This is a genomic window from Poseidonocella sp. HB161398 (assembly GCF_005870025.1).
Classification (GTDB): Bacteria; Pseudomonadota; Alphaproteobacteria; order Rhodobacterales; family Rhodobacteraceae; genus Mangrovicoccus.
This window is the reverse complement of record NZ_VATA01000002.1, coordinates 214027-236964: the sequence shown is the minus strand read 5'-3', so window position 1 is coordinate 236964 and position 22938 is coordinate 214027. Positions and strand designations below refer to the sequence as shown.

The window sequence follows — 22938 nt, the reverse complement described above, 5'->3', positions numbered from 1 at the left end:
GGTCTCAGGCATTGAAGAGGTCGGGGCCGCCGCAGATCTGGGGGTCGGGCGCGCAGACCAGCTTGTCGTCGCGACCCTCGTAGCGGATCAGGTTCAGCACGTGCCGGATCGCCTCGATCCGCGCCCGCCGCTTGTCGTCCGAGCGGATCACGGTCCAGGGCGCGACCACGGTATGGGTGGCGTCGAAGGTCTCGCGGATCGCGTCGGTATAGGACTCCCAGTGGCGCAGCCCCTCGACATCGATCTGGCTCAGCTTCCACTGCTTCAGCGGGTCGCGCTCGCGGGCGATGAAGCGGCGCAGCTGCTCGCCGCGGCTGACCGTCAGCCAGAGCTTCACCAGCACGATGCCGTCCTCGATCAGCGCGGTCTCGAAGCCCGGGCAGAGCCGGAAGAACCGCGCCCGCTCTTCGGGCGTGCAGAAGCCGAAGACCTTCTCGACGACGCCGCGGTTGTACCAGGAGCGGTCGAAGAGCGCGATCTCGCCCGCTGCCGGAAGGTGCGGGATGTAGCGCTGCAGGTAGAACTGGGTCTTCTCGCGCTCGTTCGGCGCGGAAAGCGCGACGACCCTGGCGACGCGCGGGTTCATGTTCTCGCGGAAGCGCTTGATCGTGCCGCCCTTGCCGGCCGCGTCGCGCCCCTCGAAGAGCACCGCCAGCCGCAGCCCCTGGCGCCGCACATGGGTCTGGAATTTCGCCAGCTCGATCTGCAGCTTGTAGAGTTCGCTCTCGTAGGCCTTCGTCTCCATCCGCTTGGGATAGGGATAGCTGTCGCCGAGCATGTCGTCCTTGTCCGCGGCGGCGATGGCCGCGCGGATTTCCTCCGGAGCGTCATTCTCGTAATAGCGGCTGATCTGGCCGCCGAAGGGCAGGTCGTCTTTTGTCATGGCGCTACATTGCCCGAGCCGGGGCGCGGATGCCAGCCTGCCCGTGCGGCGGCGCGTTCGACCGCGCCGAGCACGGCGTCCGGCGCGGCATGGTGCGGCATGTGGCCGATCCCGGGCAGTTCCGCCAGCGCCGCGCCGGGAATGGCCCGGACCGTGGCGGCGGAATGGATGTCGAGCGGCACGACCCGGTCGGCAGTGCCATGGACCATCTCGACCGGCAGGGCGAGCGAGCCGTAGCACGGCGCCATCGCCGCCAGCGCGGACCAGAGCGCGTTGACCTGGCGGGCATTGGCGCGGAAGGCGCCGCGCCGCAGGCTCAGCCGGGCGCCGATCATCGCGGCATAGCCCGCGGGCGGCTCCTGCGGCGCGAAGATCGCGGCGAGCGCCCGGTCGACGACCTTGCGCGGCGTGAAGGCGGAAATCAGCGGCACCAGCGTCACCGCCCCGAGCGGATGGGAGGCGATCGGATAGAGCGGGCCGAGACGGCCGCCGGGCCAGGGCTGCGAGGCGGCGGAGACAAGGACCAGCCCCGCGGTCTTGCCGGGATGCTCCAGCGCCCAGGCCAGCGCCACCGCGCCGCCATAGGACTGGCCGAGCACCAGCGCCGGGCCGAGCCCGAGACGCCCGGCCGCCCCGGCCATGAGCCGCGCCTGCTCGGCGGGCGTCGGCGCGGCATTGCGCCAGGGCGAGCGGTAGCGCGCGGGCAGGGCGGAATGGCCTAGCCCGGGCCGGTCGAAGCGGATCACGGTGTACTGCGCCGCGAGCTGCGGCAGCAGCGGCTCGAAATCCCGCATGTTGCCGCCCGCGCCATGCAGCAGCACCAGCGGCGGGCCGCTGCCCTCGACCTTCATGTGGAGCCGCACGCCGTCGGCCTCGATCATCTCGCCTTCGGGCGGATGCTCGGCCTCGGCGCGGGTCTCGCGGCGCTCGGCGCGCAGATGGATGCCGAAATAGGCCGCGATCTTGGCCGAGGCCATCGCGATGACCGCACTAGCTGCCAATGAGGTCGAGCTCGAAATGGGTGGTCTGGTAGATCTCGTTGATCCAGTTGCCGTAGAGCAGATGCGCCTGGCTGCGCCAGCGGTTCAGCGGGGTCTTGGAAGGATCGTCGTCGGGATAGTAGTTCCCCGGCACGTTGATCGGCGTGCCAGAGGCGACGTCGCGGTCGTATTCCTGCTTCAGCGTGTCCGAGTCGTATTCGAAATGGTTGAAGATGTAGAGCGCGCGATGCGCCGGATCCTCGACCAGGCAGGGGCCGGTGTCGGGACTGCCCAGCAGGATGCGCAGACCCGGCACCGCCTCGATCTCGTCGCGGCGCATCTCGGTCCAGCGGCTGACCGGGATCACGAAATCATCCGAGAAGCCGCGCAGATAGGGCGAGGCGGGGGCCAGGTTCTGCTGGCGGAAGCAGCCGAAGGCCTTGTGCGGCAGCATGTGCTTCTGCACCCCGTGCAGCGCGTAGATCATCGCCATCCCGCCCCAGCAGACGCCGAAGGTGGAATGCACGTTGGTCTGGGTCCAGGCGAAGACCTCGCGCAGCTCGTCCCAGTAGGTCACCTCGTCGAAGGGCAGATGCTCGATCGGGGCGCCGGTGATGACGAGCCCGTCGAACTTCTCGTGCTTCACTTCCTGGAAGGGCCGGTAGAAGGCGTCCATGTGCTCGGCGGCGGTGTGCTTGGACTGGTGCTCGCTCATGCGGATCAGCTGGAAGTCGATCTGCAGCGGCGTGGCGCCGATCAGCCGGGCGAACTGGATCTCGGTCTGGATCTTCTTCGGCATCAGGTTCAGGAGCCCGATCCGCAGCGGCCGGATGTCCTGGCGCGCGGCGCGGGTGTCCGACATGACCATGACGCCCTCGCGGTCCAGCACGGAAAATGCGGGCAGCTCGGCGGGCAGGGTAATGGGCATGGTCGGCTCTCCGGTATGTCTGAGGCGTCGGATGTAGACCCGTCAGCCGCGCTCCTCAAGGGCGCGCGCGATCAGATCCTCGAAAGCCTCCTGGCTCTGGACCCGGGCGACGTCCCCGGCCTTGACCGAGATGCCCCAGTTCTCCGCCATCGCCTTGTAGCGCGGACGTCGGTGCGCCAGCGCGCGGGCATAGGTCCAGCGGATGAATGCATCGGGATCGACCTCGGCCTCGGAGAGCCCGTTCGACGCCAGATACTCGTCCCATTGCGCGGCCAGGAAGGCCGGCTGGTAGTACATCGGCTTCGGCGCGCGGTCGAAGCGGGCGATCAGTGCGTCGCGATGCTCGGCCGTGTCCTCGATCCAGACCATCAGCGTCTCTTCGGCCAGCGGCACCAGCACCGGATCAGCCTCGTCCCAGGGATCGACCACCTCGCAGATCGAGCCGCCGGAATCGCAGATGAAATTGTCGTAGCGGTAGATGTCCTTGGCGCGGCGGATGAAATGCCCGGTGTCGAGCAGCGCGGAGACCTCCGCGACGCGGTGCTGTTCCTGGCGGCGCAGGTATTCCGCGAAGGGCAGGCCGCCCAGCTCCGGATTGCCGGGCTTGCCCAGATAGGTCGAGAGCGGCGAGAGGTTGTCGAAGGTCAGGTTCGAGGCGATGTAGATCGAATCGCTCTTCAGCAGGTTGGCGAGGAACGGGTTGCGCATCGCCTCGCGCTTGAAGTTGTCGACGATCGCCTCGTTCATGTAGCGGGTGCCGATGCGGTAGTCGATCGAGTAGTGGAACCAGTCCCCCGCGCCGCGCAGGATGTTCGAGACATGGGTCTTGCCCAGGCCGGACATGCCGAAGAGGAGCACGCGCTTTTCGGTGGCGGCACGCCAGTCCTTTGCAGTGGGAAGCGTCATTGGGGCGGATCCGTCCTGTGTTGTCCGGTGTCGCGTTAGCAGCGCCGGGGGGACGGTTTCAATGGACATTTCGTCCGGCGGCCGTCGCTTGGGCGGCCGCCGCTGCGCGATCAGAACCGGTAGCCGACCTTCACGCCCACCGAAACCGCCTCGTTGCCCGAGAAATCCGCCCGCGCGATCTCGGCGGTCTGCGCCTCGGCATCGCCGAGCCACGTATAGCGCAGCCCCGCCGACAGATCGACCTGGCCGATCGTGTACTTGGCGCCGACCCGCAGCGCCTGGCTGCCATGGGTCGGGGCCAGCGGCGAGACCAGGCTGTCGCCGTCGACCTGGTCGTAGATATAGGCCAGCGAGCCGCTGAAGCTGTCGCTGAAGCGGTGGCCGACGCCCAGCGTGTAGGTGACGCTGTCATCGAGATTGACGAGCCCGGTATTGGTCAGCGCCGTGAAGACCTCGGGTTCGACGGTGAATTGCGAATGGTCGACCCAGCGGATCTGGCCGAAGACCAGCCAGTCGGGCGCCACCCCCGTCTGCAGGTCCAGGTTGACCGCCCGCGGCGTCTTCACCCTGGTCTTCTCCGAGGCGCCGAGGCTGGCGCCGTTCAGCGTCTCGGTGGTGGCGAAGTCGTGCGCGATCTCGGAGAAATAGGTCAGCGCCACGCGCAGCGCGATGTCCTTGCGCTCGTAGGCACCGCCGATCAGGTAGCCCCAGGCCTCGTCGCTGTCGAGATCGACCTCGTAGCCCGCGACCTTGCCGTAGGCGAGGCCCGAGAGCCCGATCGAGCCGTCCGCCCGCTGGTAGCGCAGCCCGCCATGCAGGCTGAAATTGCTGTCGATATGGTAGCGCCCGACCAGCGACAGTGTGTAGCTGTCGGCCTTGGCATAGGTGCCGCCGAACATCGAGCCCGCGGCCTCGGGATAGCTGACATCGACGCCGTAATCCTCTCCTCCCAGGAAGATCACCGACAGCTTGTCATTGACGTCGTATTTCAGCCCGAAGCGCAGGAGGTCGAAATCCCCCGCGACATCGCCATAGCCCTGGCCGCTGTCATAGCCGAAGAAGGGCGCGCCGGGCGCCTGGCGCAGGTCGTCGCCGCCGACATCGGTCCAGGTCCGGGCAAAGCCGATCTCGGCATAGTTGCCCTCCTCGAAGATCAGCGCGATGTCCTGGCCGGAGCGGTCGATGCCGCCTGCCTGCGCTCCCCCCGCCAGGCCCAGGCAGGCCAGCGTTGCAAGGCCGGTAGTGTAAGCCTTCATCTAAGTCCTCCCCCCGGCCGGCTTGCTGTTGGTCTGTTGCGACCGGGCCCCTTCATGGCTGCGGGAAATTAACCTTGCGGTCAATTCCGCGGGAGGCGCGTGACGTGCCGTCCCGCGCTCCCGTGACGCAACGTTGCGGGGCCCGCCGCATTATTCCCACTCGATGGTGCCCGGAGGCTTCGAGGTGATGTCGTAGGTGCACCGGTTGATGCCCTTCACCTCGTTGATGATCCGCGTCGCGGTCTCGCCGAGGAAGTCGTGGCTGAACGGATAGTAGTCTGCCGTCATGCCGTCGACCGAGGTCACCGCGCGCAGCGCGCAGGCATAGTCGTAGGTCCGCCCGTCGCCCATCACGCCCACGGTGCGGACGGGAAGGATCGCGACGAAGGCCTGCCAGATCTCGTCATAGAGCCCGTGCTTGCGGATCTGGTCGATATAGACCGCATCCGCCTTGCGCAGGATCTCCAGCTTCTCGCGGGTGATCGCGCCGGGGCAGCGGATCGCCAGGCCCGGTCCCGGGAAGGGATGGCGGCCGATGAAGCTGTCGGGCAGGCCGAGCTCGCGCCCGAGCGCGCGGACCTCGTCCTTGAAGAGCTCGCGCAGCGGCTCCACCAGCTTCAGGCCCATCTTCTCGGGCAGGCCGCCGACATTGTGGTGGCTCTTGATCGTCACCGAGGGGCCGCCGGAGAAGCTGACCGACTCGATCACGTCCGGATAGAGCGTGCCCTGTGCCAGGAACTCGGCGCCGTCGATCGTGTCGGCATGCTTCTGGAACACGTCGATGAAGAGCCTGCCGATGATCTTGCGCTTGGTCTCGGGGTCCGACTGGCCGTCGAGCTCGCCCAGGAACAGCTCGGTCTCGTCGGCATGGATCAGCGGGATGTTGTAGTGGTCGCGGAACATCGAGACGACTTCGTCGGCCTCGTTGAGCCGCAGCAGCCCGTGATCGACGAAGACGCAGGTCAGCTGGTCGCCGATCGCCTCGTGGATCAGCACGGCCGCGACCGAGCTGTCGACGCCGCCCGAGAGGCCGCAGATGACTTTCTTGTCGCCGACCTGTTCGCGGATCTTGCGGACCGCTTCGTCGCGATAGGCCGCCATCGTCCAGTCGCCGGAGAAGCCCGCGATCTTGACGAAGTTCTCGTAGAGCGTCTTGCCGTTCGGGGTGTGGTGCACTTCGGGGTGGAATTGCACCGCGTAGAAATGGCGGCTCTCGTCGGCGGTGATGGCGAAGGGCGCGCCCGGCGAGGTGGCATAGACCTCGAAGCCCGGCGCGATGCGGGCGACATGGTCGCCATGGCTCATCCAGACCTGCTCGCGCGGGGTGCCCTCGGGGCCGGATTCCAGGAAGAGCCCGTTGAAGATGTCGTGCTTCTTGTCGGTGGGCGTGATGTAGGCGCGGCCGAATTCGGCGGTGCCGTGGCCCGACTCGACCTTGCCGCCGAGCATTTCCATCATCACCTGCTGGCCGTAGCAGATCCCGAGGATCGGCACGCCCAGATCGAAGACGGTGGCGGGCGGGCGCGGCGACCCTTCGCGGGTCACGCTGTCGGGGCCGCCGGAGAAGACGACGGCTTTCGGCGAGAACTCCTTCAGGAAATCGTCGGTGACGTTCTGATAGGGGTGGATCTCGCAATAGACATTCAGCTCCCGCAGGCGGCGCGCAATCAGCTGCGTTACCTGGCTGCCGAAGTCGATGATGAGGAGGCGATCATGGGCAATGGCTGTCATGACGCCTGATAGGCAGGGGCCGGTCCGAGTTCAAGAGCCCGCGAAAGGCCCGGTCGGCGGTTTTTCGCGACCGGGGCCGGGGGCGCGGCGAATCAGCTGCGGCGGGACAGGCGGGCCGCAGCCGCGGCGGGCGCGGCGCGGCGGGGGGAAGGCCATGCCCGGGCGCCGCTGACAGCGCGGGGCCGGGCGTCGGGCAGCGGCGCGCCGGGGCCGCTGCGGCGCGGTGCCGGAGACGGGCGGCACCGCGGGGCGGAGGATCATCGGGACGGGCCCGGGACTGCGGAAAACCTGCCTGAAATGAGGCTGTTGGCGAGGCTCCGCCTAGAGGGCCGCCAGCCGTGCCGGGGCGGCGGCGATGCCGTCCTGGCTTTCGGCCAGGATGGCGCGGGCCTCGGAGATCAGCGCGATCAGCACATCGAGATGGCGCAGCGGGGAATAGCCCGCCTGGCCGGACCGGCGGGCCGCTTCATGATCCTGCTCGAGGCAGATCAGCCGCATCGCCGCCTGGCGCGGGCCGGGCAGGGCGGGCTCGCCCAGGATGCGGCGCAGCTGGGTCTCGCGGCGGTAGAGGCGGGCGCCGTGGCGGGCCGCCTCCATCAGCAGCCGCGGCCGGTGCAGGGTTTCCAGCAGGGACAGCACGTCGTTCATTTCGGGATCCTTCCACAAGGTTGTCCACAAAATCTCGGCCAGCTTGTCCGGGTGTTGCGCGCCCGGTGGACGGGCGAACGGTGATAGCGAAAAAAGTTTAGGCTTTAGAAACAATACCTAAGGGCATCTTCAATTTTAACCGTCTTCTAACGGACACAACTGAAACGGACACAACTGAAGGTTGAAAATGTATTAAACTTGGCGCCCGGAAGTTAATTTTCCGGCGCCGCGGTGCAGAAGGAGAACATGCGGATGGCCGCGCTGCCCAACACCGCCGGAAATCAGCCGGGCACCGGGCTTCCCGACGCGGTCGTCCACTACCTCGTCCATACCGAGCTGGGCCAGTCCATCCGACGGATCGCGCGCCAGGCCGGCTGCCACGCATCCACCATTTCCCGGCAGGTCCGCCGGTTCGAGAGCCGCCGCGACGATCCGCTGATCGACGAGGCGCTGGAGCGGATCGGCCAGCAACATTTCGCGCGGATCGCTGCAACCAAGGCAAGAGAGGAACCCGCAATCATGACGGCTATGACCAGGATCAAGGAAGAGCTTGCCGAGGATGCCCGGCACGAAGCGGAATATCTGCGCGTGCTGCGACGCCTGGCCGAGAGCGGCGCGGTGCTGGCCGTGGCCAAGGACATGGAGCGCGCGGTCGTGGTGCGCGACCTGCCGGGCGGCGCCTCGACCCGCAGCGCGGTGGTCGACCGGGCCGTGGCCGAGGCGATGGCGCTGAAGGACTGGATCTCCTGCCAGACCTCGGGGCGGATCTCGCGCTATGCGATCACCCAGGCCGGCCGCGCCGCGCTGCGCCGCCTGCTGGCCGAGGAGGAGCAGGACGGCTTTGCCGAGGCGATGTCGCCCTTCGCCGCGCAGCACCGCGAGATCGAGGAGCGCGACTTCTCCGAGCCGGGCGGGCGCAGCCAGCGGGTCAAGTACAACCTCGCGGAGTCGCCGCTTTCGGTGCTGGCGCGGCGGCGCGACAAGGACGGCCAGCCTTTCCTGGCCAATGACCTGGTGGCCGCGGGCGAGCGGCTGCGCGAGGATTTCGAGCTGGCGCAGATGGGGCCGCGGGTGACGCAGAGCTGGGAGAGCTTCCTGACCGCCGGCGACCGGCCGCCGCCCGGATCGGGCGAGGGGGCGGGCTTCGGCCCCCAGGCGGCGCGCGACCGGGTGCAGGCGGCGCTCCAGGATCTGGGGCCGGGGCTGGGCGACGTGGTGCTGCGCTGCTGCTGCTACCTGGAGGGAATGGAGAGCTGCGAGAAGCGGATGGGCTGGTCGGCGCGCTCGGGCAAGGTCGTCCTTCGGATCGCGCTGCAGCGGCTGAAGCGCCACTACGAAGAGACCCATGGCAAGTTCGGCCCGATGATCGGCTGAGCGCCGCACCGCACAGAGCTGCAATGAAAAAGGGGCCCGCCGGCCCCTTCATTTTGCGGTTGCAGCATGCAACCGCCCCTGATCCGGTGCGCTTACGCGGCTTCGGACTTGGCCTTTTCCAGATAGGCCAGCAGGGTCTCGGGGGAGGACTCGCCATAGGGGTCCTCGCCGAAGTTGTCGCACAGGCCGGGCTCTTCGAACCAGGCTTCGACGACGCCGTCCTTGACGACGGCAGCGTAGCGCCAGGAGCGCGCGCCGAAGCCCAGGTTGTCCTTCTGCACCAGCATGCCCATGCGGCGGGTGAACTCGCCCGAGCCGTCCGGGATGACTTTCACGTGGTTGATGCCCTGGGCTTCTTTCCACTTGTTCATGACGAAGCTGTCATTCACCGACATGCAGTAGATCTCGTCGATGCCCAGCTCCTTGAACTTCTCGAAGTTGTCTTCGAAGCCCGGCAGCTGGTAGGTCGAGCAGGTCGGGGTGAAGGCGCCCGGCAGCGAGAACAGGATGACGCGCTTGCCTGCGAAATAGTCGGCGGTCGTCACGTCTTCCCAGCGGAACGGGTTCGGGCCGCCCACGGATTCGTCGCGGACGCGGGTCTTGAAGGTGACATTGGGAAGGCTCAGTCCGGCTTTCATCGGGATATCCTCATCGTAGGCGTGAATTCTGTGGCCACGCGCATGCGCCGCGTCGCAGCATGGGCGTTTTAGAACGCTTCCAAACCAAGAGGCAAGCCATCCCCGGCGGGGCGCGACCGGATGTGCCAGCTTTCCGGAGTTATCCCGAGTATTTTGCTCAATCTTCAGGCGCTGCCGCCGGATCCCGCTGCAGATGGCATGCTTTGTGCCACGGCGATTCGCTCATGGCGGCAATGCACCGCCCGTCATGTCCTCTTTGCCCATCCCCGGTTAAGGGTGTATACGGGCGAGAAATCTGGAGGACCCCCATGCGCGACCTGAAGATCCCGGGCGAACGGCACCCCGAGAAGGCGCATCGCAAGGACAATGCGCAGCCGAAGAAACCGGACTGGATCCGCGTCAGGGCGCCGGGCTCCGAGGGCTACCGCAAGACCAAGGCGATCATGGACGAGCACAAGCTCGTCACCGTCTGCCAGGAGGCAGCCTGCCCGAATGCCGGCGAATGCTGGAGCCACGGCCACGCCACCATGATGATCATGGGCGACATCTGCACCCGCGGCTGCACCTTCTGCAACGTCGCCACCGGCCGCCCCGACACGCTGGACGTGTTCGAGCCGGGCCGCGTCGCCGATGCGGTCCAGAAGCTCGGGCTGAACCATGTCGTCGTCACCTCGGTCGACCGCGACGACCTGAAGGATGGCGGGGCAGAGCATTTCGCCCAGACGATCCGCGCGATCCGCCACCGCTCGCCCGAGACCACGATCGAGATCCTGACGCCCGACTTCCTCAAATGCGGTCCCGAGGCGCTGGAAATCATCGTCGAGGCGCGCCCCGACGTCTTCAACCACAATCTCGAAACCGTCCCCGGCCTTTATCCCGAAGTCCGCCCCGGCGCGCGCTACTTCCATTCGCTGCGCCTGCTGCAGCGGGTGAAGGAGCTGGACCCGGGCATGTTCACCAAGTCCGGCATCATGGTCGGGCTCGGCGAGGACAGGCAGGCGGTGCACCAGATCATGGATGACATGCGCGCCGCGGATGTCGATTTCCTGACCATCGGCCAGTACCTGCAGCCGACGCCGAAGCACCATGCCGTCGACCGCTTCGTCACGCCGGAGGAATTCGCCAGCTACGAGAAGACCGCCTATGGCAAGGGCTTCCTGATGGTCTCGGCCACGCCGCTGACCCGTTCCAGCTACCATGCCGGCGACGATTTCGCCCGGCTGCGCGACAACCGGATGAAGAAGCTGGGCAAGCTGCCCGCCTGAGCCCGGACCACGTCGTGAAAAAGGCCCCTGCGGAGCGATCCGCAGGGGCCTTTGCATTCGGGCAGGCGGCTATTCCGCGTTGGCCGTAACGTATTTCGAGGCGTAGTTCTGCTCGCCGATGCGGCCGATCAGGCTGATCTGCAGCTCCAGCCAGCTCTTGTGGCCTTCCTCGTCCAGCGCGATATCCTCGAACAGCTTGCGCGTGCCGATATCGCTGACCTCGCCGGCCTGCTCGGAGGCGCGGGTGTAGAATTCGATCGCCTCGGCCTCGTCGTCGAGGTCCATCTGGAACATGGCCTCCAGCGTCCCGGCCTTCACCGGCGCCTTGTCGAAGCCCAGCTCCGGCGTGCCGCCGAGGAACAGGATCCGCTCGATGAACGTGTCGGAATGGCCCAGTTCCTCGGCCATCTCCTCGCGCATTTTCGCCGCCAGCTTGTCGAGGCCCCAGTCCTCCAGCACATGGGCGTGGAGCTGGTACTGGTGCGCGGCGGTCATCTCCATGCGGAGCGCCTTCTGGAGGTTCTCGATCGTCTGGGTATTGGACATGCTGCAATGCTCCTTTCGCGTCTTGGGGAAACGTCGGCGATGCGGCCGGGTTCCCGGCCTGCCGTTGCGCGCATCTAGGCAGGAATGGCCACCGCCTGCATTGATTTGCCGCAAATGCATGCTTTGCCCTCGCGGCAGTTCGTGCAGGGCCTGCACTTAGTCCGCCGCGGGCACCGTCTTGAGATAGGCCGCGACCGCCGCGCGGTCCTCCGCCGGAAGCTGGCCGTAATTCTCGACGATGAAGGCCATGTGCCCGCCCACCGAATCGAAATCCGGCGTGAAGCCCGATTCGAGGTAGTAGGCGATATCGTCCTCCGACCAGTCGAGCTGCGCCGGGGTGATGCCGGGGATGCGGCCCTCGCCGCCGGGATTGGGCGCGCCGGCAAGCCAGCGGCTGCGATCCGTCGCGCCGAGCGCGTTGCGCGGCGTGTGGCATTCGCCGCAATGGCCGAGCGCCTCGACGAGATAGCGGCCCTCTGCAGGCGCATCCGCCACCACCCAGCCGTCGCGCAGGAACATCCGCTTCCAGATGCCGAGCGAGCGGCGGATGTTGAAGGGGAAGCCGACCTCGTGCGGCTGGCTCGGGATCTCCGAGGCGGGGAGCGTGTCGAGGAAGGCCTTCAGGTCGGCGATGTCGGCGGGCTCCATGCGGATATAGGAGGTATAGGGGAAGGCCGGGTAGTAGTGGCGCCCCTCGGGCGAGACCCCGCGGGTCAGCGCCAGCGCCAGGTCATCCGTGGTCCAGCCGCCGATCCCCTGCGCCGAGGGCGAGATGTTCGGGGCGATGAAGGTGCCGAAATCCGACGGGAAGCGCATGCCCCCCGCCAGCACCAGCTTGGCATCGCCCTCGGCCTCCGGCGCGGCATGGCAGGAGGCGCAGCCCGCGGCGAGGAAGATGCGCTCGCCCCGGGCGGTGTCGGGCGCGGCGGCCGACAGCGCCTGGCGCGTCTCGCGCGGCAGCTTGGCGGGCGCGGTGAGCCACAGGAACATCCCGACCCCGATCAGCGCGGCCAGCGCGAGTGCTGCAAGCCCCCTGAGAAATGCCATTTTCCGTCCTCCGAAACGTGATCCGCCGTGATCGAAGGATGGGGCGGGAGCCCGCCCCGGGCCAATGACAAATCCGTGGCCGCGCCAATTCGCGCGGGGCTCAGTCGAGGAAGCGCACCTTGCCGATATAGGGCAGGTTGCGGTTCCGCTGGGCGAAGTCGATGCCGTAGCCGACGACGAATTCGTCGGGGATCTCGAAGCCGATCCAGCGCGCCTTGAAATCCACCTCGCGGCGGCTCGGCTTGTCGAGAAGCGCGATCGTGGCCAGCGACTTCGGATTGCGCGATTTCAGCATGTTGGTGACATGGTGCAGCGTGAAGCCGGTATCGACCACGTCCTCCACCACCAGCACGTCGCGGCCCTCGATGCCGCTGCGCAGGTCCTTCAGGATGCGCACTTCGCGGCTCGATTCCGTGGAATCGCCATAGGAGGAGGCTTCGATGAAATCGACCTCGATCCCCATGTCGAGCTCTCGCACGAGGTCGGCAATGAAGATGAAGCTGCCGCGCAGGAGCCCGACGACGACGATCTTGTCGACCCCGGCATAGGTGGTCTCGATCTCCCGCGCCAGCGCCTCGATCCGTGCCGCGATGGCCTTGGCCGAGATCATCTGGTCGATCACATAGGGTCTTTCCGGCATGACGCCCCCTTGAACTTTCCGTGTGATCGCTAGGATAACGGGCTAACGCAGAAAGTGCCACGAGACCGATGCCCAAGCACCAAGAGACCCGCCAGCTGCCCTATTCCGCCGACGACATGTATGCGCTTGTCGCGGATGTGGCCTCCTATCCGAAATTCCTGCCCTGGTGCGCCGCGGCGCGGATCCGGTCGCGCGAGGACAAGGGGGATCACGAGGTGATGGAGGCCGATCTGGTGATCTCCTTCAAGGTCTTCCGCGAGAAATTCGGCTCGCGGGTGACGCTCTGGCCGGAGAAGAAGCGGATCGACACGGAGTATATCGACGGCCCCTTCCGCTACATGCAGTCGAGCTGGGAATTCGCCGACCGCGAGGGCGGCGGCTGCACGGTGGAGTTCTCGACCGATTTCGAATTCCGCAACCGCATGCTGCAGGGGGTGATCGGCGTGGTCTTCAACGAGGCGATGCAGCGGATCGTGCGCGCCTTCGAGGAGCGCGCCGCCAAGATCTACGGCTCCCGCGGCTGAGCGCAGGGCGGTTGCAGATCGCAACCGGGGCGGTTGCGGGATGCAACCGCTGCCCGGTCAGTCCTCGGACAGCCGCGCGACCAGCAGGGCGAGCGCATGCGCCACCGTGGCCGCCCGCACTTCGGCGCGGCCGATGGCGCCGAACTCCACGGTTTCGGTGAGGGTCTTCCGGCCGGTCTGCGCCAGGCCGAAGCAGACCCGGCCCTCGGGCTTGTGTTCGGACCCGCCCGGTCCGGCGATCCCGGTGACGGCGACGGCCAGATGGGCGGCAGAGCGGTTCAGCGCGCCCTCGGCCATTTCCCGCGCCACCTCCTCCGAGACCGCGCCGACCGCCTGGATCGTGCGCGGATGGACGGCCAGCATCTCGGCCTTGGCGGAATTGGTGTAGGTGACGAAGCCGCGGTCGAAGATGGCGGAGCTGCCCGCAACCTCGGTGATCGCGCCGGAGATCAGCCCGGCAGTGCAGCTTTCGGCCGTGGCGATCATCACGCCCTTGGCGCGGGCCAGCTCCAGGAGGCGGGCCGCGCTCATACCCCGATCACCCCATGGGCGATGAAGGCGGCGAAGGCCACCGTGACAGCCGCCATCAGCCCGGCGATCACGTCATCGACCATCACCCAGGCGGCCGCGTCCTTGCGGTCCGCCCAGCCGACCGGCCCCGGCTTCCAGATGTCGAAGAGGCGGAACAGGACGAAGGCGCCGACCCAGCCCGGCCAGGGGAAGAGCCAGGGGTCGACCCCGGCATGCGAGAGCCCGAGCGAGAGCGGCCACATCGCCACCCATTGCCCGGCCACTTCGTCGATGACGATCTCGGAGGCGTCCTTCCTGCCAGTCGCCGCGCGCTCGGCTTGGCAGGCCCAGATACCGACCGCGAAGACGGCGATAGTGGCCAGCGATAGCAAAGTGAAACCGCCCAGCCCGTGCAGCACGTAGCCCAGCGGAATGGCGATGGCGGAGCCCCAGGTGCCGGGGGCGGGGCGCAGGAGGCCGACGCCGCCGAAGGTCGCGATCAGGCGGGACGGTCTCATTCTGCAACCACCGTGCAGGTGGCGATGGCGGCGATGCCTTCCTCGCGTCCGGTGAAGCCCAGCCGCTCCGAGGTGGTGGCCTTGACGCTGATCCGCCCCGGCTCGATCCCGGTGATCCCCGAGAGTGCCTCCATCATCGCCGCGGCATGCGGGCCGACCTTCGGGCGTTCGCAGATCAGCGTGCAGTCGATATTGGCGATGGCGAAGCCGCGCGCCGCGGCCAGCTCCACCGCATGGCGCAGGAAGATCTCGCTCGCCGCGCCTTTCCATTGCGGATCGGAGGGCGGGAAATGGCGGCCGATATCGCCCTCGGCCAGCGCGCCGTAGATCGCGTCGGTGATGGCATGCATGCCGACATCGGCGTCTGAATGACCCTTCAGCGCCGCGCTGTGCGGGACCTTCACGCCGCAAAGAACGACATGGTCGCCAGGCTCGAACGCATGCACGTCGAAGCCGTTGCCGGTGCGGATATCCATGGGCCGCGCCCCTTTCCTTGCCAGGATCGCAGCCGCGCGGGCGAAGTCCTGCGGATGCGTGATCTTCAGATTGTCCTCATCCCCCTGGACGATGGCCACGTCAAGCCCGTGGGCCCGGGCGACCTCGACATCGTCCGCCGCGGGGCTGCCGCTCCAGGCGGCATGGGCGGCGCGGATCGCCTCCGCGCGGAAGCCCTGCGGGGTCTGCGCGCGCCAGAGACCGGCACGGTCCTGCGTGCCCGCGACCAGGCCGCCCTCGCCGCGCCAGAGCGCGTCGGTGACCGGAACGGCCGGGGCGGCGCCGGGGTGGTTGCGAAGTGCAACCAGCACGCGCTCGACGAGTTCGCGCGACAGGAGCGGCCGTGCCGCGTCGTGGATCAGCACCTCGGTGCAGTCCGCAGGCAGCGCCGCCAGCCCGGCCCGGACGGAGGCATCGCGCGTCTCGCCGCCATCGACCAGGATCGTGCCTGCAGGCAAGTCGACCCTGCCCAGTTCGGAGGCACGGTCTTCGGGATGCACCACCAGCACCACCGCGCCGACCTTTGGATGCGAAGCCAGCGCCCGCAGCGTGTGGGCAAGCAGGGGCTCTCCGGCAAGGGTCTGATATTGTTTTGGAATATCTCCGCCTGCGCGGGTGCCGCGGCCGGCGGCGACGATCAGGGCTGTGACGGACATCGGGGCCTCCTTCGCAGGAGGCTGCATAGACCGGGCGAGAGGTGCTGACAATCCATGCAGTTTACCGCGGAGAAGTGCATAATAATTGTGCAAATGGCATTTTATGCGTAGTTCTTCACGGGCAGCGATTGCACAGGATTTGTCCCACGTTTAGTTCCGAAGCAGAGCTGCGCAAGGATTAGGCACTTGACTAAACCTCTGGCGGGACAGGTTCCGCCAACTGTTTCACTGGCCCCGATGGCGGGGATCACCGATCTTCCCTTCCGGCAGCTCGTTGCAGGATTCGGCGCGGATCTGGTGACGAGCGAGATGGTGGCCAGCCAGGAGATCGTCCAGGCGAAGCCGGGGGTGCGCGAGCGCGCCGAGCTGGGGCTGGACCAGACCCGTACCGCGGTGCAGCTGGCCGGGCGCGATCCGCACTGGATGGCCGAGGCCGCCCGCTTCGTCGCCGGGCAGGGCGCGCAGATCATCGACATCAACATGGGCTGCCCCGCCAAGAAGGTCGTGGGCGGGCTCTCGGGCTCGGCGCTGATGCGCGACCTCGACCTGGCGCTGCGGCTGATCGAGGCCGTCGCCGGGGCGGTCGAGGTGCCGGTCACGCTGAAGACGCGGCTCGGCTGGGACGACGCGACGCTCAACGCCGCGGAGCTGGCGCGCCGCGCCGAAGGGGCGGGGGTGCAGCGGATCGTGATCCATGGCCGCACCCGCTGCCAGTTCTACAAGGGCCGCGCCGACTGGGCGGCGATCCGCGAGGTGGTCGAGGCGGTCTCGGTGCCGGTCATCGCCAATGGCGACATCACCGATGCCGAAAGCGCGCGCGACGCGCTGCGCCTGTCGGGCGCGGCGGGGGTCATGATCGGCCGCGGCGCCTATGGCCGGCCGTGGTTGCTGTCTGCAATCGCCCATGAGCTGACCGGCGCGCCAATGCCCGAGATCCCCGAAAACGAGGCGCTGGCGGAGATGGTTGCAGATCACCACCGCGCCATGCTGGACTTCTACGGCCCCGAGCTTGGCCTGCGCGTCGCGCGCAAGCACCTGGGCTGGTACATGGACGCGGCCGGGACCGATCCCGCGACCCGCCGCGCCGTGCTGACTTCCCGCGAGGCGGGCGAGGTTCATCGCCTCCTGCCGCGGGCCCTTCTTGAAACGGAGGCTCTTGCGGCATGACCGCGGACTGGACCGAACAGCTCTGGGCCTCGCTGCCCATTCCCGCTTTCCTTCTCAACGCCGACGACACGATCGCCGATATCACGCCGACGGCGGAGGCGTTCCTCAACATGTCCGACAAGGCGCTGATCGGCTTCCCGATCTGGGACAAGCTGATGATCGACGCGCCGCTGGAGGACAGCTTCGCCCGCGTCCGCCGCGACCAGTCGGGGCTGTTCATCAACAATGTCGATGTCGGCGGCGGCAACCGGCCTCCGGTGCAGTGCAACATCCAGATCGGCCCGCTGATCGACACGCCGGACATGGTGCTGGTGCTGCTGGAGCCGCGCCAGATCGCCGACCGGATGGAAAGCGCCCATGCGGTGAAATCCGCCGCCAAGTCGGCAATCGGCATGGCCGAGATGCTGGCCCACGAGATCAAGAACCCGCTGGCGGGGATCACCGGCGCGGCGCAGCTCCTGAGCATGAACCTCTCGGGCGAGGACCAGGAGATGACCGACCTGATCGTCGCCGAGACGCGGCGCATCGCGAAGCTCCTGGAGCAGGTCGAGCAGTTCGGCAACCTGCGTCCGCCCGAGCTGAAGCCGGTCAATGTGCATGACCTGCTGGACCGGGCGCGCCGCTCGGCCGTGGTGGGCTTTGCCGCGCATATGCGGATCATCGAGGAATACGACCCCTCGCTGCCGGCGACCTATGTCGATGGCGACCAGATGCTGCAGGTCTTCCTCAACCTCCTGAAGAACGCCGCCGAGGCGTCGGACGGCGAGGGGACGATCCGCATCCGCACTTTCTACGAGCTCAGCCTGCGGCTGCGGCGCACCGATGGATCCGGTGCCGCATTGCCGCTGCAGGTGGAAATCATCGATGACGGTCCCGGGCTGAAGCCCGAGATCGCGGATTCGATCTTCGATCCCTTCGTCTCGGGCCGTGAAAACGGAACTGGACTGGGGCTGGCACTGGTGTCGAAGATCGTCTCGGAACATGGCGGGTGGATCGGGGTGGAGAGCGTGCCGGGACGCACGGTCTTCCGCATCTCGCTTCCCGTTGCGCCCAAGAACACGGAGATTGACTGATGGACGGGACCGTTCTTGTTGCAGATGACGACCGGACGATCCGGACGGTGCTGACCCAGGCGCTGACCCGCGCGGGCTGCAAGGTCCATGCCACCTCATCGCTGATGACGCTTCTGCGCTGGGTCGAGGAGGGCAAGGGCGACCTGGTGATTTCGGACGTGATGATGCCCGACGGAAACGGGCTGGACGCGCTGCCGAAGATTGCCGAGTACCGGCCCGGCCTGCCGGTGATCGTGATCTCGGCGCAGAACACGATCATGACGGCGATCCAGGCAGCCGAGGCGGATGCCTTCGACTACCTGCCCAAGCCCTTCGACCTGCCGGATCTGATGAAGCGCGCGGGCAAGGCGCTGGAGGTCAAGCGCCGCGCGCCGCAGCCCAGGAAGGAAAGCGAGCAGGCCACGGGCGATCTGCCGCTGGTCGGCCGCACCCCGGGCATGCAGGCGCTCTACCGCCTGGTCGCGCGGGTGATGAATTCCGAGCTGCCGGTTCTGATCACCGGCGAATCCGGCACCGGCAAGTCGCTGATCGCGCGGGCGATCCACGATTTCTCCGACCGCCGCACCATGCCCTTCGTGGTGGTCTCGGCCTCGGATCTGGCCTCGATGGACGGTCCGGCGCAGATCATCGCGCGCGCCCGCGGCGGTTCGATCCTGTTCGACGAGGTGGGCGATTTCGATGACGAGGCGCAGGCCCGCATCGTCCGCATGCTCGACGGGTTCGGCGATCCGGCGCCCCGGGTGCTGGCCTCGTCCCAGGGGGACCTGGCCTCGAAGATGGACGAAGGGCGGTTCCGCCAGGACCTGTTCTACCGGCTCGGCGGCGTCACCATCGCGGTGCCCAGCCTGCGCGAGCGGGTCGACGACATTCCGCTTCTGGCCGAGCATTTCCTGACCCGCTCCGAGCGCGACGGCGGCCCGGTCCGCCGCTTCACGCCCGACGCAATGGAGATGATCCGCGCCTATAGCTGGCCCGGCAACGTGCGGCAGCTGGAGAACACCATCCGCCGCCTGGTCATCACCGCGGGCGAAGAGGACATCACCCGCGCCGAGGTCGACCAGATCCTCGGCAACCAGCCGGCGATGGAGCCGCTCTCGGGCCGCGGCGACGGCGAGAAGCTGTCCTCCTCGGTCGCGAAGCACCTGCGGCGCTATTTCGACCTGCATGGCGGCGTGCTGCCGCCGCCGGGGCTCTACCAGCGGATCCTGCGCGAGGTGGAGCTGCCGCTGATCGAGATCGCGCTGGATGCGACGGGCGGCAACCAGGCCAAATGTGCCGATCTTCTCGGGATCAACCGCAATACCTTGCGTAAAAAGATCACCGATCTCGATATTCGGGTGACACGCCGGCGCAAGTTGATGTAAACCTGCCACAGCGTGGCGCGAAAGCCGCAATAGACGGAATCGCGCCCGAGGTGGGTGTCGGGTGAACTGAATGCGAGCCAAACTGCGTCAGCCTTTCTGGCGCGAACTGATCCTCCGGCTAGAGCGGAGACGCATGTCGAATGCCGCGACCCTGGGGCTGGTGCTCCTGGGTCCGGTGATGACGGTGGCCACCTACCTGGTGCTGGGGCCGCTGGACCAGAGCGCGAATTCCATGTCGCTGCGGCTCGTGCTGCTGGCCGATCTGGTCTACGTGCTCTTCGTCGCGACGCTGGTGCTGCGCCGCATCGCCCAGATGGTGGCGGCGCGGCGGGCGAAATCCGCCGGATCGCGGCTGCACCTGCGGCTGACCGGGGTCTTCGCGCTGGTGGCGCTGGGGCCGACCGTGCTGGTTGCCGTCTTCGCCGGCCTGACGCTGAATGTCGGGCTCGAAGGCTGGTTCTCCGACCGGGTGCGGCAAGTGGTGGGCAGCTCGCTCGCCGCGGCCGAGGCCTACGAGCAGGAGCACCGCGACGGGCTGGCCACCGATGCCAGGGCCGTGGCCGATTTCCTCAACCGCCAGCGCCAGCAGACCGTGCTGATGTCCGACGGCGATGTCCGCCAGGTGCTGGGCCAGGCCCAGAGCGCGATCCAGCGCGGGCTGAAAGAGGCCTATGTCATCGATGGCGGCGGCGAGATCCGCGCCCGCGGCGACCGTTCCTACCTGTTCAACTACGAACCGCCCTCCGAGGACGACCTGGCGCGCGCCCGCAACGGCGAGACGGTCATCATCGAGGATCTGGAGCAGAACGAGTACCGCGCGCTGATCCGGCTCGACGCCTTCGTCGACCGCTATCTCTATGTCTCGCGGATCGTGGACGGCAAGATCCTGACCCTGCTCGACGACACCCAGGCGACCGTGCGGCTCTACAACCAGCTCGAATCCGAGCGGGGGCGGCTGCTGTTCGAATTCGGCCTGATCTATCTCGGCTTCGCGCTGGTGCTGATCCTCGCCTCGATCTGGCTGGGCCTGTGGTTCGCCGAGCGCCTGGCGCGGCCGGTGGGCCGCCTGACCTCGGCCGCGCAGCGCGTCGGCCATGGCGACCTGAACGTGAAGGTGCGCGAGGAGAAGGGCGATGACGAGATCGCCATGCTGGGGCGGATCTTCAACCAGATGACCGGCCAGCTCAAGGCGCAGCGCGAGAGCCTGGTGCAGGGCGCCGCCGAATCCGAGGCGCAGCGGCGGCTGTTCGATTCCGTGCTGGGCTCGGTGACGGCCGGGGTGATCGGCCTCGACGCAGAGGGGCGGGTGGAATTCGTCAACCGCTCTGGCCGGGCGATGCTGGACCTCGAGGGCTTCGTGCCCGCGGGCCAGGAGCTGGGCGAGCTGGTGCCGGAATTCGCCGAGCTGCTCGAGACCCTGCGCAACGGCCGCCGGGAGCATGTCCAGCAGGAGCTGAAGCTGCGCCGCCATGGCGCGATGGAAAGCGTGCTGGTGCGGATGGGCGAGCGGCGCAGCGGCGCGGGCAAGTCCGAGGGCTTCGTGGTCGCCTTCGACGACGTGACCGAGCTGGTCACCGCGCAGCGCACCGCCGCCTGGGGCGACGTCGCCCGCCGCATCGCGCACGAGATCAAGAACCCGCTGACCCCGATCCAGCTCTCGGCCGAGCGGGTGAAGCGGAAATTCTCGCGCGAGGTGGCCGAGCCCGAGAAGTTGGGCGCGCTGACCGACGTGATCGTGCGCCAGACAGAGGATCTGCGCCGGATCGTCGACGAGTTCTCGAAATTCGCCCGCATGCCCGAGCCGAATGCCACGCGGCAGGATCTGGCCGGGCTGGTCCGCGAGTCGGTGATGCTGCAGAAGGCCGGCAGTCCCGGCGTGCGGCTCAGCGCCGACCTGCCCGAGGGGCCGGTCTGGGGCGATATCGACAAGACGCTGATCTCGCAGGGGCTGACCAACCTGATCAAGAACGCCATCGAGGCGACCGAAACCCGTGCGGAAACCGGCGAGGAGTTCCGCCGCGAGGTGCGGGTCTCGCTGCTGCCGGGCGCGCCGGGCGGCATGGCCGAGGTGGCGATCGAGGATAATGGACCGGGATTCCCCGAGGACCGCTCGCGGCTCTTCGAGCCCTATGTGACCACGCGGGAAAAAGGGACGGGGCTTGGCCTCGCCATCGTGAAGAAGATCGTCGAAGAACATGACGGCGAGCTTCGGCTGGAGGATGCGGAGCCCTTCGGGCCCGACGGGCACCGGGGGGCGCGCGTGGTGATGCGCCTGCCGCTGTGGTCCGAACGCATGCCCGATGCCGCGGCTGAATGACAAGAAGGATCGAGGCATGAGCGACATTCTGATTGTAGACGACGAACGGGATATCCGGGAACTGATCGGAGACATCCTGGAGGACGAGGGCTTCGCCACAAGGCGGGTCGGCAGCTCGGATAGCTGCGTGGCCGCGCTGGCCGAGCAGCTGCCGGCGCTGATGATCCTCGACATCTGGCTGAAGGACAGCGACATGGACGGGATCGACATCCTGACCAAGGTCAAGCGCGAGACGCCGGAAGTGCCCGTGGTCATCATCTCGGGCCATGGCAATATCGAGATCGCGGTCGCGGCCATCAAGCAGGGCGCCTATGACTTCATCGAGAAGCCCTTCAATATCGACCAGCTGCTGGTGGTGATCCGCCGCGCGATGGAGACCTCGCGGCTGCGGCGCGAGAATTCCGAGCTGCGCCGCGCTGAGGCGACCCCGACCGAGCTGGTCGGATCCTCCTCGGTCTTCCGCTCCTTTCGCAGCCAGCTCGACAAGGTGACGCGGTCGAACGGGCGGGTGATGCTGATGGGCGCGCCGGGCTCGGGCAAGGAGACCGCCGCGCGCTACATCCACCGCAACAGCCCGCGCGCGGGCGCCAGCTTCGTCACCATGAACTGCGCCTCGATCGAGGCCGACCGGCTGGAGGCGGCGCTCTTCGGGCGGGAATCCGCGGGCCAGCAGGTCGAGCCGGGGCTGCTGGAGCAGGCGGACGAGGGCACGCTCTATCTCGACGAGGTCGCGGATCTGTCGCACGAGACCCAGGGCAAGCTGCTGCGCGTTCTGGTCGACCAGCGCTTCCAGCGGGTGGGCGGCTCGGCGCAGATCAATGTCGATGTGCGCATCATCTCGGCGACCGCGCGCGACCTGCAGCGCGAGATCGCGGCCGGGCGCTTCCGCGAGGAGCTCTACCACCGGCTGAATGTCGTGCCGGTCCATGTCCCCGCGCTGGAGGAACGGCGCAGCGACATCCCCGAGCTCGCCCGCCATTTCGCCGGGCTCTTCCACCAGACCGAGGGGCTGCCCGCGCGCGAGCTCAGCGACGACGCCGCGGCGCTGGTCCAGACGATGAGCTGGCCGGGCAATGTCCGCCAGCTCCGGAACATGATCGAGCGGATCCTGATCCTCGGCACCGAGAAGGGCCCGATCGAGCCGGGCGAGCTGCCCGGTCCCGACGGCACCCAGGGCGGGGCAGGCGAGGAGGAGCGGCTGATCCTGTCGAACGCCATCGCCCATCTGCCGCTGCGCGACGCGCGCGAGCTCTTCGAGCGCGAATACCTGCTGACCCAGATCAACCGCTTCGGCGGCAACATCTCCCGCACCGCGAATTTCGTCGGGATGGAGCGCTCGGCGCTGCACAGGAAGCTGAAATCGCTCGGCGTGGTCACCTCGGCCAAGTCGGGCGCGCGCATCGCCGCGTTTGCCGATAGCGGCGAGAATTGACCCCGGTCCCCGCTCCGTGTCAGGACGGGGCCGGAGCTTC

22 protein-coding genes are annotated in these 22938 nt (G+C 67.7%); 8 read left to right on the top strand and 14 right to left on the bottom strand.

Annotation, left to right across the window (positions count from 1 at the left end; all coding sequences use genetic code 11):
• Positions 1 to 4 precede the first annotated feature (4 nt).
• The 7 genes from ppk2 to FGX59_RS02560 all read right to left on the bottom strand — a co-directional run bounded on the left by ppk2 (position 5) and on the right by FGX59_RS02560 (position 7332).
• Complete coding sequence (gene ppk2 / locus FGX59_RS02590) at positions 5 to 883, bottom strand: polyphosphate kinase 2 (RefSeq protein WP_138464946.1); 879 nt, start codon at positions 881 to 883, stop codon at positions 5 to 7.
• Positions 880 to 1884: an alpha/beta fold hydrolase gene (locus FGX59_RS02585; RefSeq protein WP_240722212.1), complete on the bottom strand. Its 1005-nt coding sequence runs from the start codon at positions 1882 to 1884 to the stop codon at positions 880 to 882. The genes ppk2 and FGX59_RS02585 overlap by 4 nt, the downstream gene beginning before the upstream one ends.
• Positions 1874 to 2791, bottom strand: coding sequence for a homoserine O-succinyltransferase (gene metA / locus FGX59_RS02580; RefSeq protein WP_138464945.1), 918 nt, complete (start codon positions 2789 to 2791; stop codon positions 1874 to 1876). Before metA ends, FGX59_RS02585 begins: the two co-directional genes overlap by 11 nt.
• A 42-nt stretch (positions 2792 to 2833) precedes the next feature.
• Positions 2834 to 3697, bottom strand: coding sequence for an ATPase (locus tag FGX59_RS02575; protein ID WP_138464944.1), 864 nt, complete (start codon positions 3695 to 3697; stop codon positions 2834 to 2836).
• A gap of 110 nt (positions 3698 to 3807) precedes the next feature.
• A complete protein-coding gene (locus FGX59_RS02570; protein WP_138464943.1) occupies positions 3808 to 4953 on the bottom strand; it encodes an OmpP1/FadL family transporter in 1146 nt (381 codons plus the stop codon).
• 150 nt (positions 4954 to 5103) lie between these two features.
• Positions 5104 to 6684: a glutamine-hydrolyzing GMP synthase gene (guaA, locus tag FGX59_RS02565; RefSeq protein WP_138464942.1), complete on the bottom strand. Its 1581-nt coding sequence runs from the start codon at positions 6682 to 6684 to the stop codon at positions 5104 to 5106.
• Between the two features lie 321 nt (positions 6685 to 7005).
• Positions 7006 to 7332 (bottom strand): DUF6477 family protein, encoded by a 327-nt coding sequence (locus FGX59_RS02560; RefSeq protein ID WP_138464941.1) that lies wholly within the window; start codon positions 7330 to 7332, stop codon positions 7006 to 7008.
• Positions 7333 to 7584: 252 nt separating this feature from the next.
• Between FGX59_RS02560 and FGX59_RS02555 the strand changes: the two genes are divergently transcribed.
• Positions 7585 to 8706, top strand: a complete 1122-nt coding sequence (locus FGX59_RS02555; RefSeq protein WP_138464940.1) for a DUF6456 domain-containing protein — start codon at positions 7585 to 7587, stop codon at positions 8704 to 8706.
• Between the two features lie 92 nt (positions 8707 to 8798).
• On the opposite strand, the gene FGX59_RS02550 is transcribed toward FGX59_RS02555, so the two are convergent.
• Entirely contained in the window at positions 8799 to 9344 is a 546-nt protein-coding gene (locus FGX59_RS02550) for a peroxiredoxin (protein WP_138464939.1), read from the bottom strand.
• Between the two features lie 308 nt (positions 9345 to 9652).
• Between FGX59_RS02550 and lipA the strand changes: the two genes are divergently transcribed.
• Positions 9653 to 10609, top strand: coding sequence for a lipoyl synthase (lipA, locus tag FGX59_RS02545; protein ID WP_138464938.1), 957 nt, complete (start codon positions 9653 to 9655; stop codon positions 10607 to 10609).
• A 69-nt stretch (positions 10610 to 10678) separates the two neighbouring features.
• On the opposite strand, the gene FGX59_RS02540 is transcribed toward lipA, so the two are convergent.
• The 3 genes from FGX59_RS02540 to hpt form a co-directional block, all read right to left on the bottom strand.
• A complete protein-coding gene (locus FGX59_RS02540; RefSeq protein WP_138464937.1) occupies positions 10679 to 11155 on the bottom strand; it encodes a bacterioferritin in 477 nt (158 codons plus the stop codon).
• Between the two features lie 156 nt (positions 11156 to 11311).
• A complete protein-coding gene (locus FGX59_RS02535; protein ID WP_138464936.1) occupies positions 11312 to 12202 on the bottom strand; it encodes a cytochrome c in 891 nt (296 codons plus the stop codon).
• Positions 12203 to 12302: 100 nt separating this feature from the next.
• Positions 12303 to 12842 (bottom strand): hypoxanthine phosphoribosyltransferase, encoded by a 540-nt coding sequence (hpt, locus tag FGX59_RS02530; protein WP_138464935.1) that lies wholly within the window; start codon positions 12840 to 12842, stop codon positions 12303 to 12305.
• A 68-nt stretch (positions 12843 to 12910) separates the two neighbouring features.
• Here hpt and FGX59_RS02525 point away from each other — a divergent pair, with 68 nt between their 5' ends.
• Positions 12911 to 13366 (top strand): type II toxin-antitoxin system RatA family toxin, encoded by a 456-nt coding sequence (locus FGX59_RS02525; protein WP_138464934.1) that lies wholly within the window; start codon positions 12911 to 12913, stop codon positions 13364 to 13366.
• Positions 13367 to 13423: 57 nt separating this feature from the next.
• On the opposite strand, the gene FGX59_RS02520 is transcribed toward FGX59_RS02525, so the two are convergent.
• The 3 genes from FGX59_RS02520 to FGX59_RS02510 are packed head-to-tail and all read right to left on the bottom strand — an operon-like array spanning position 13424 to position 15545.
• The gene (locus FGX59_RS02520) at positions 13424 to 13897 is read right to left on the bottom strand and encodes a CinA family protein (RefSeq protein WP_138464933.1); all 474 of its coding nucleotides are present in this window, start codon (positions 13895 to 13897) and stop codon (positions 13424 to 13426) included.
• Complete coding sequence (locus FGX59_RS02515) at positions 13894 to 14394, bottom strand: phosphatidylglycerophosphatase A (protein ID WP_138464932.1); 501 nt, start codon at positions 14392 to 14394, stop codon at positions 13894 to 13896. The genes FGX59_RS02520 and FGX59_RS02515 overlap by 4 nt, the downstream gene beginning before the upstream one ends.
• Positions 14391 to 15545 (bottom strand): bifunctional 2-C-methyl-D-erythritol 4-phosphate cytidylyltransferase/2-C-methyl-D-erythritol 2,4-cyclodiphosphate synthase, encoded by a 1155-nt coding sequence (locus FGX59_RS02510; protein ID WP_138464931.1) that lies wholly within the window; start codon positions 15543 to 15545, stop codon positions 14391 to 14393. The genes FGX59_RS02515 and FGX59_RS02510 overlap by 4 nt, the downstream gene beginning before the upstream one ends.
• A gap of 237 nt (positions 15546 to 15782) precedes the next feature.
• On the opposite strand from FGX59_RS02510, the gene dusB reads away from it, so the two are divergent.
• The 5 genes from dusB (at position 15783) to FGX59_RS02485 (ending at position 22898) form a co-directional block, all read left to right on the top strand.
• Positions 15783 to 16712: a tRNA dihydrouridine synthase DusB gene (gene dusB / locus FGX59_RS02505; RefSeq protein ID WP_138465050.1), complete on the top strand. Its 930-nt coding sequence runs from the start codon at positions 15783 to 15785 to the stop codon at positions 16710 to 16712.
• Positions 16709 to 17785: a nitrogen regulation protein NR(II) gene (locus tag FGX59_RS02500; RefSeq protein ID WP_138464930.1), complete on the top strand. Its 1077-nt coding sequence runs from the start codon at positions 16709 to 16711 to the stop codon at positions 17783 to 17785. Before dusB ends, FGX59_RS02500 begins: the two co-directional genes overlap by 4 nt.
• Positions 17785 to 19149, top strand: a complete 1365-nt coding sequence (locus FGX59_RS02495; RefSeq protein WP_138464929.1) for a response regulator — start codon at positions 17785 to 17787, stop codon at positions 19147 to 19149. Before FGX59_RS02500 ends, FGX59_RS02495 begins: the two co-directional genes overlap by 1 nt.
• 70 nt (positions 19150 to 19219) lie before the next feature.
• The gene (locus tag FGX59_RS02490; protein WP_138464928.1) at positions 19220 to 21466 is read left to right on the top strand and encodes a PAS domain-containing sensor histidine kinase; all 2247 of its coding nucleotides are present in this window, start codon (positions 19220 to 19222) and stop codon (positions 21464 to 21466) included.
• A gap of 16 nt (positions 21467 to 21482) precedes the next feature.
• Positions 21483 to 22898 carry a sigma-54 dependent transcriptional regulator gene (locus tag FGX59_RS02485; RefSeq protein WP_138464927.1) on the top strand — a complete coding sequence of 472 codons (1416 nt, stop codon included), beginning with the start codon at positions 21483 to 21485 and terminating at the stop codon, positions 22896 to 22898.
• Positions 22899 to 22938 lie beyond the last annotated feature (40 nt).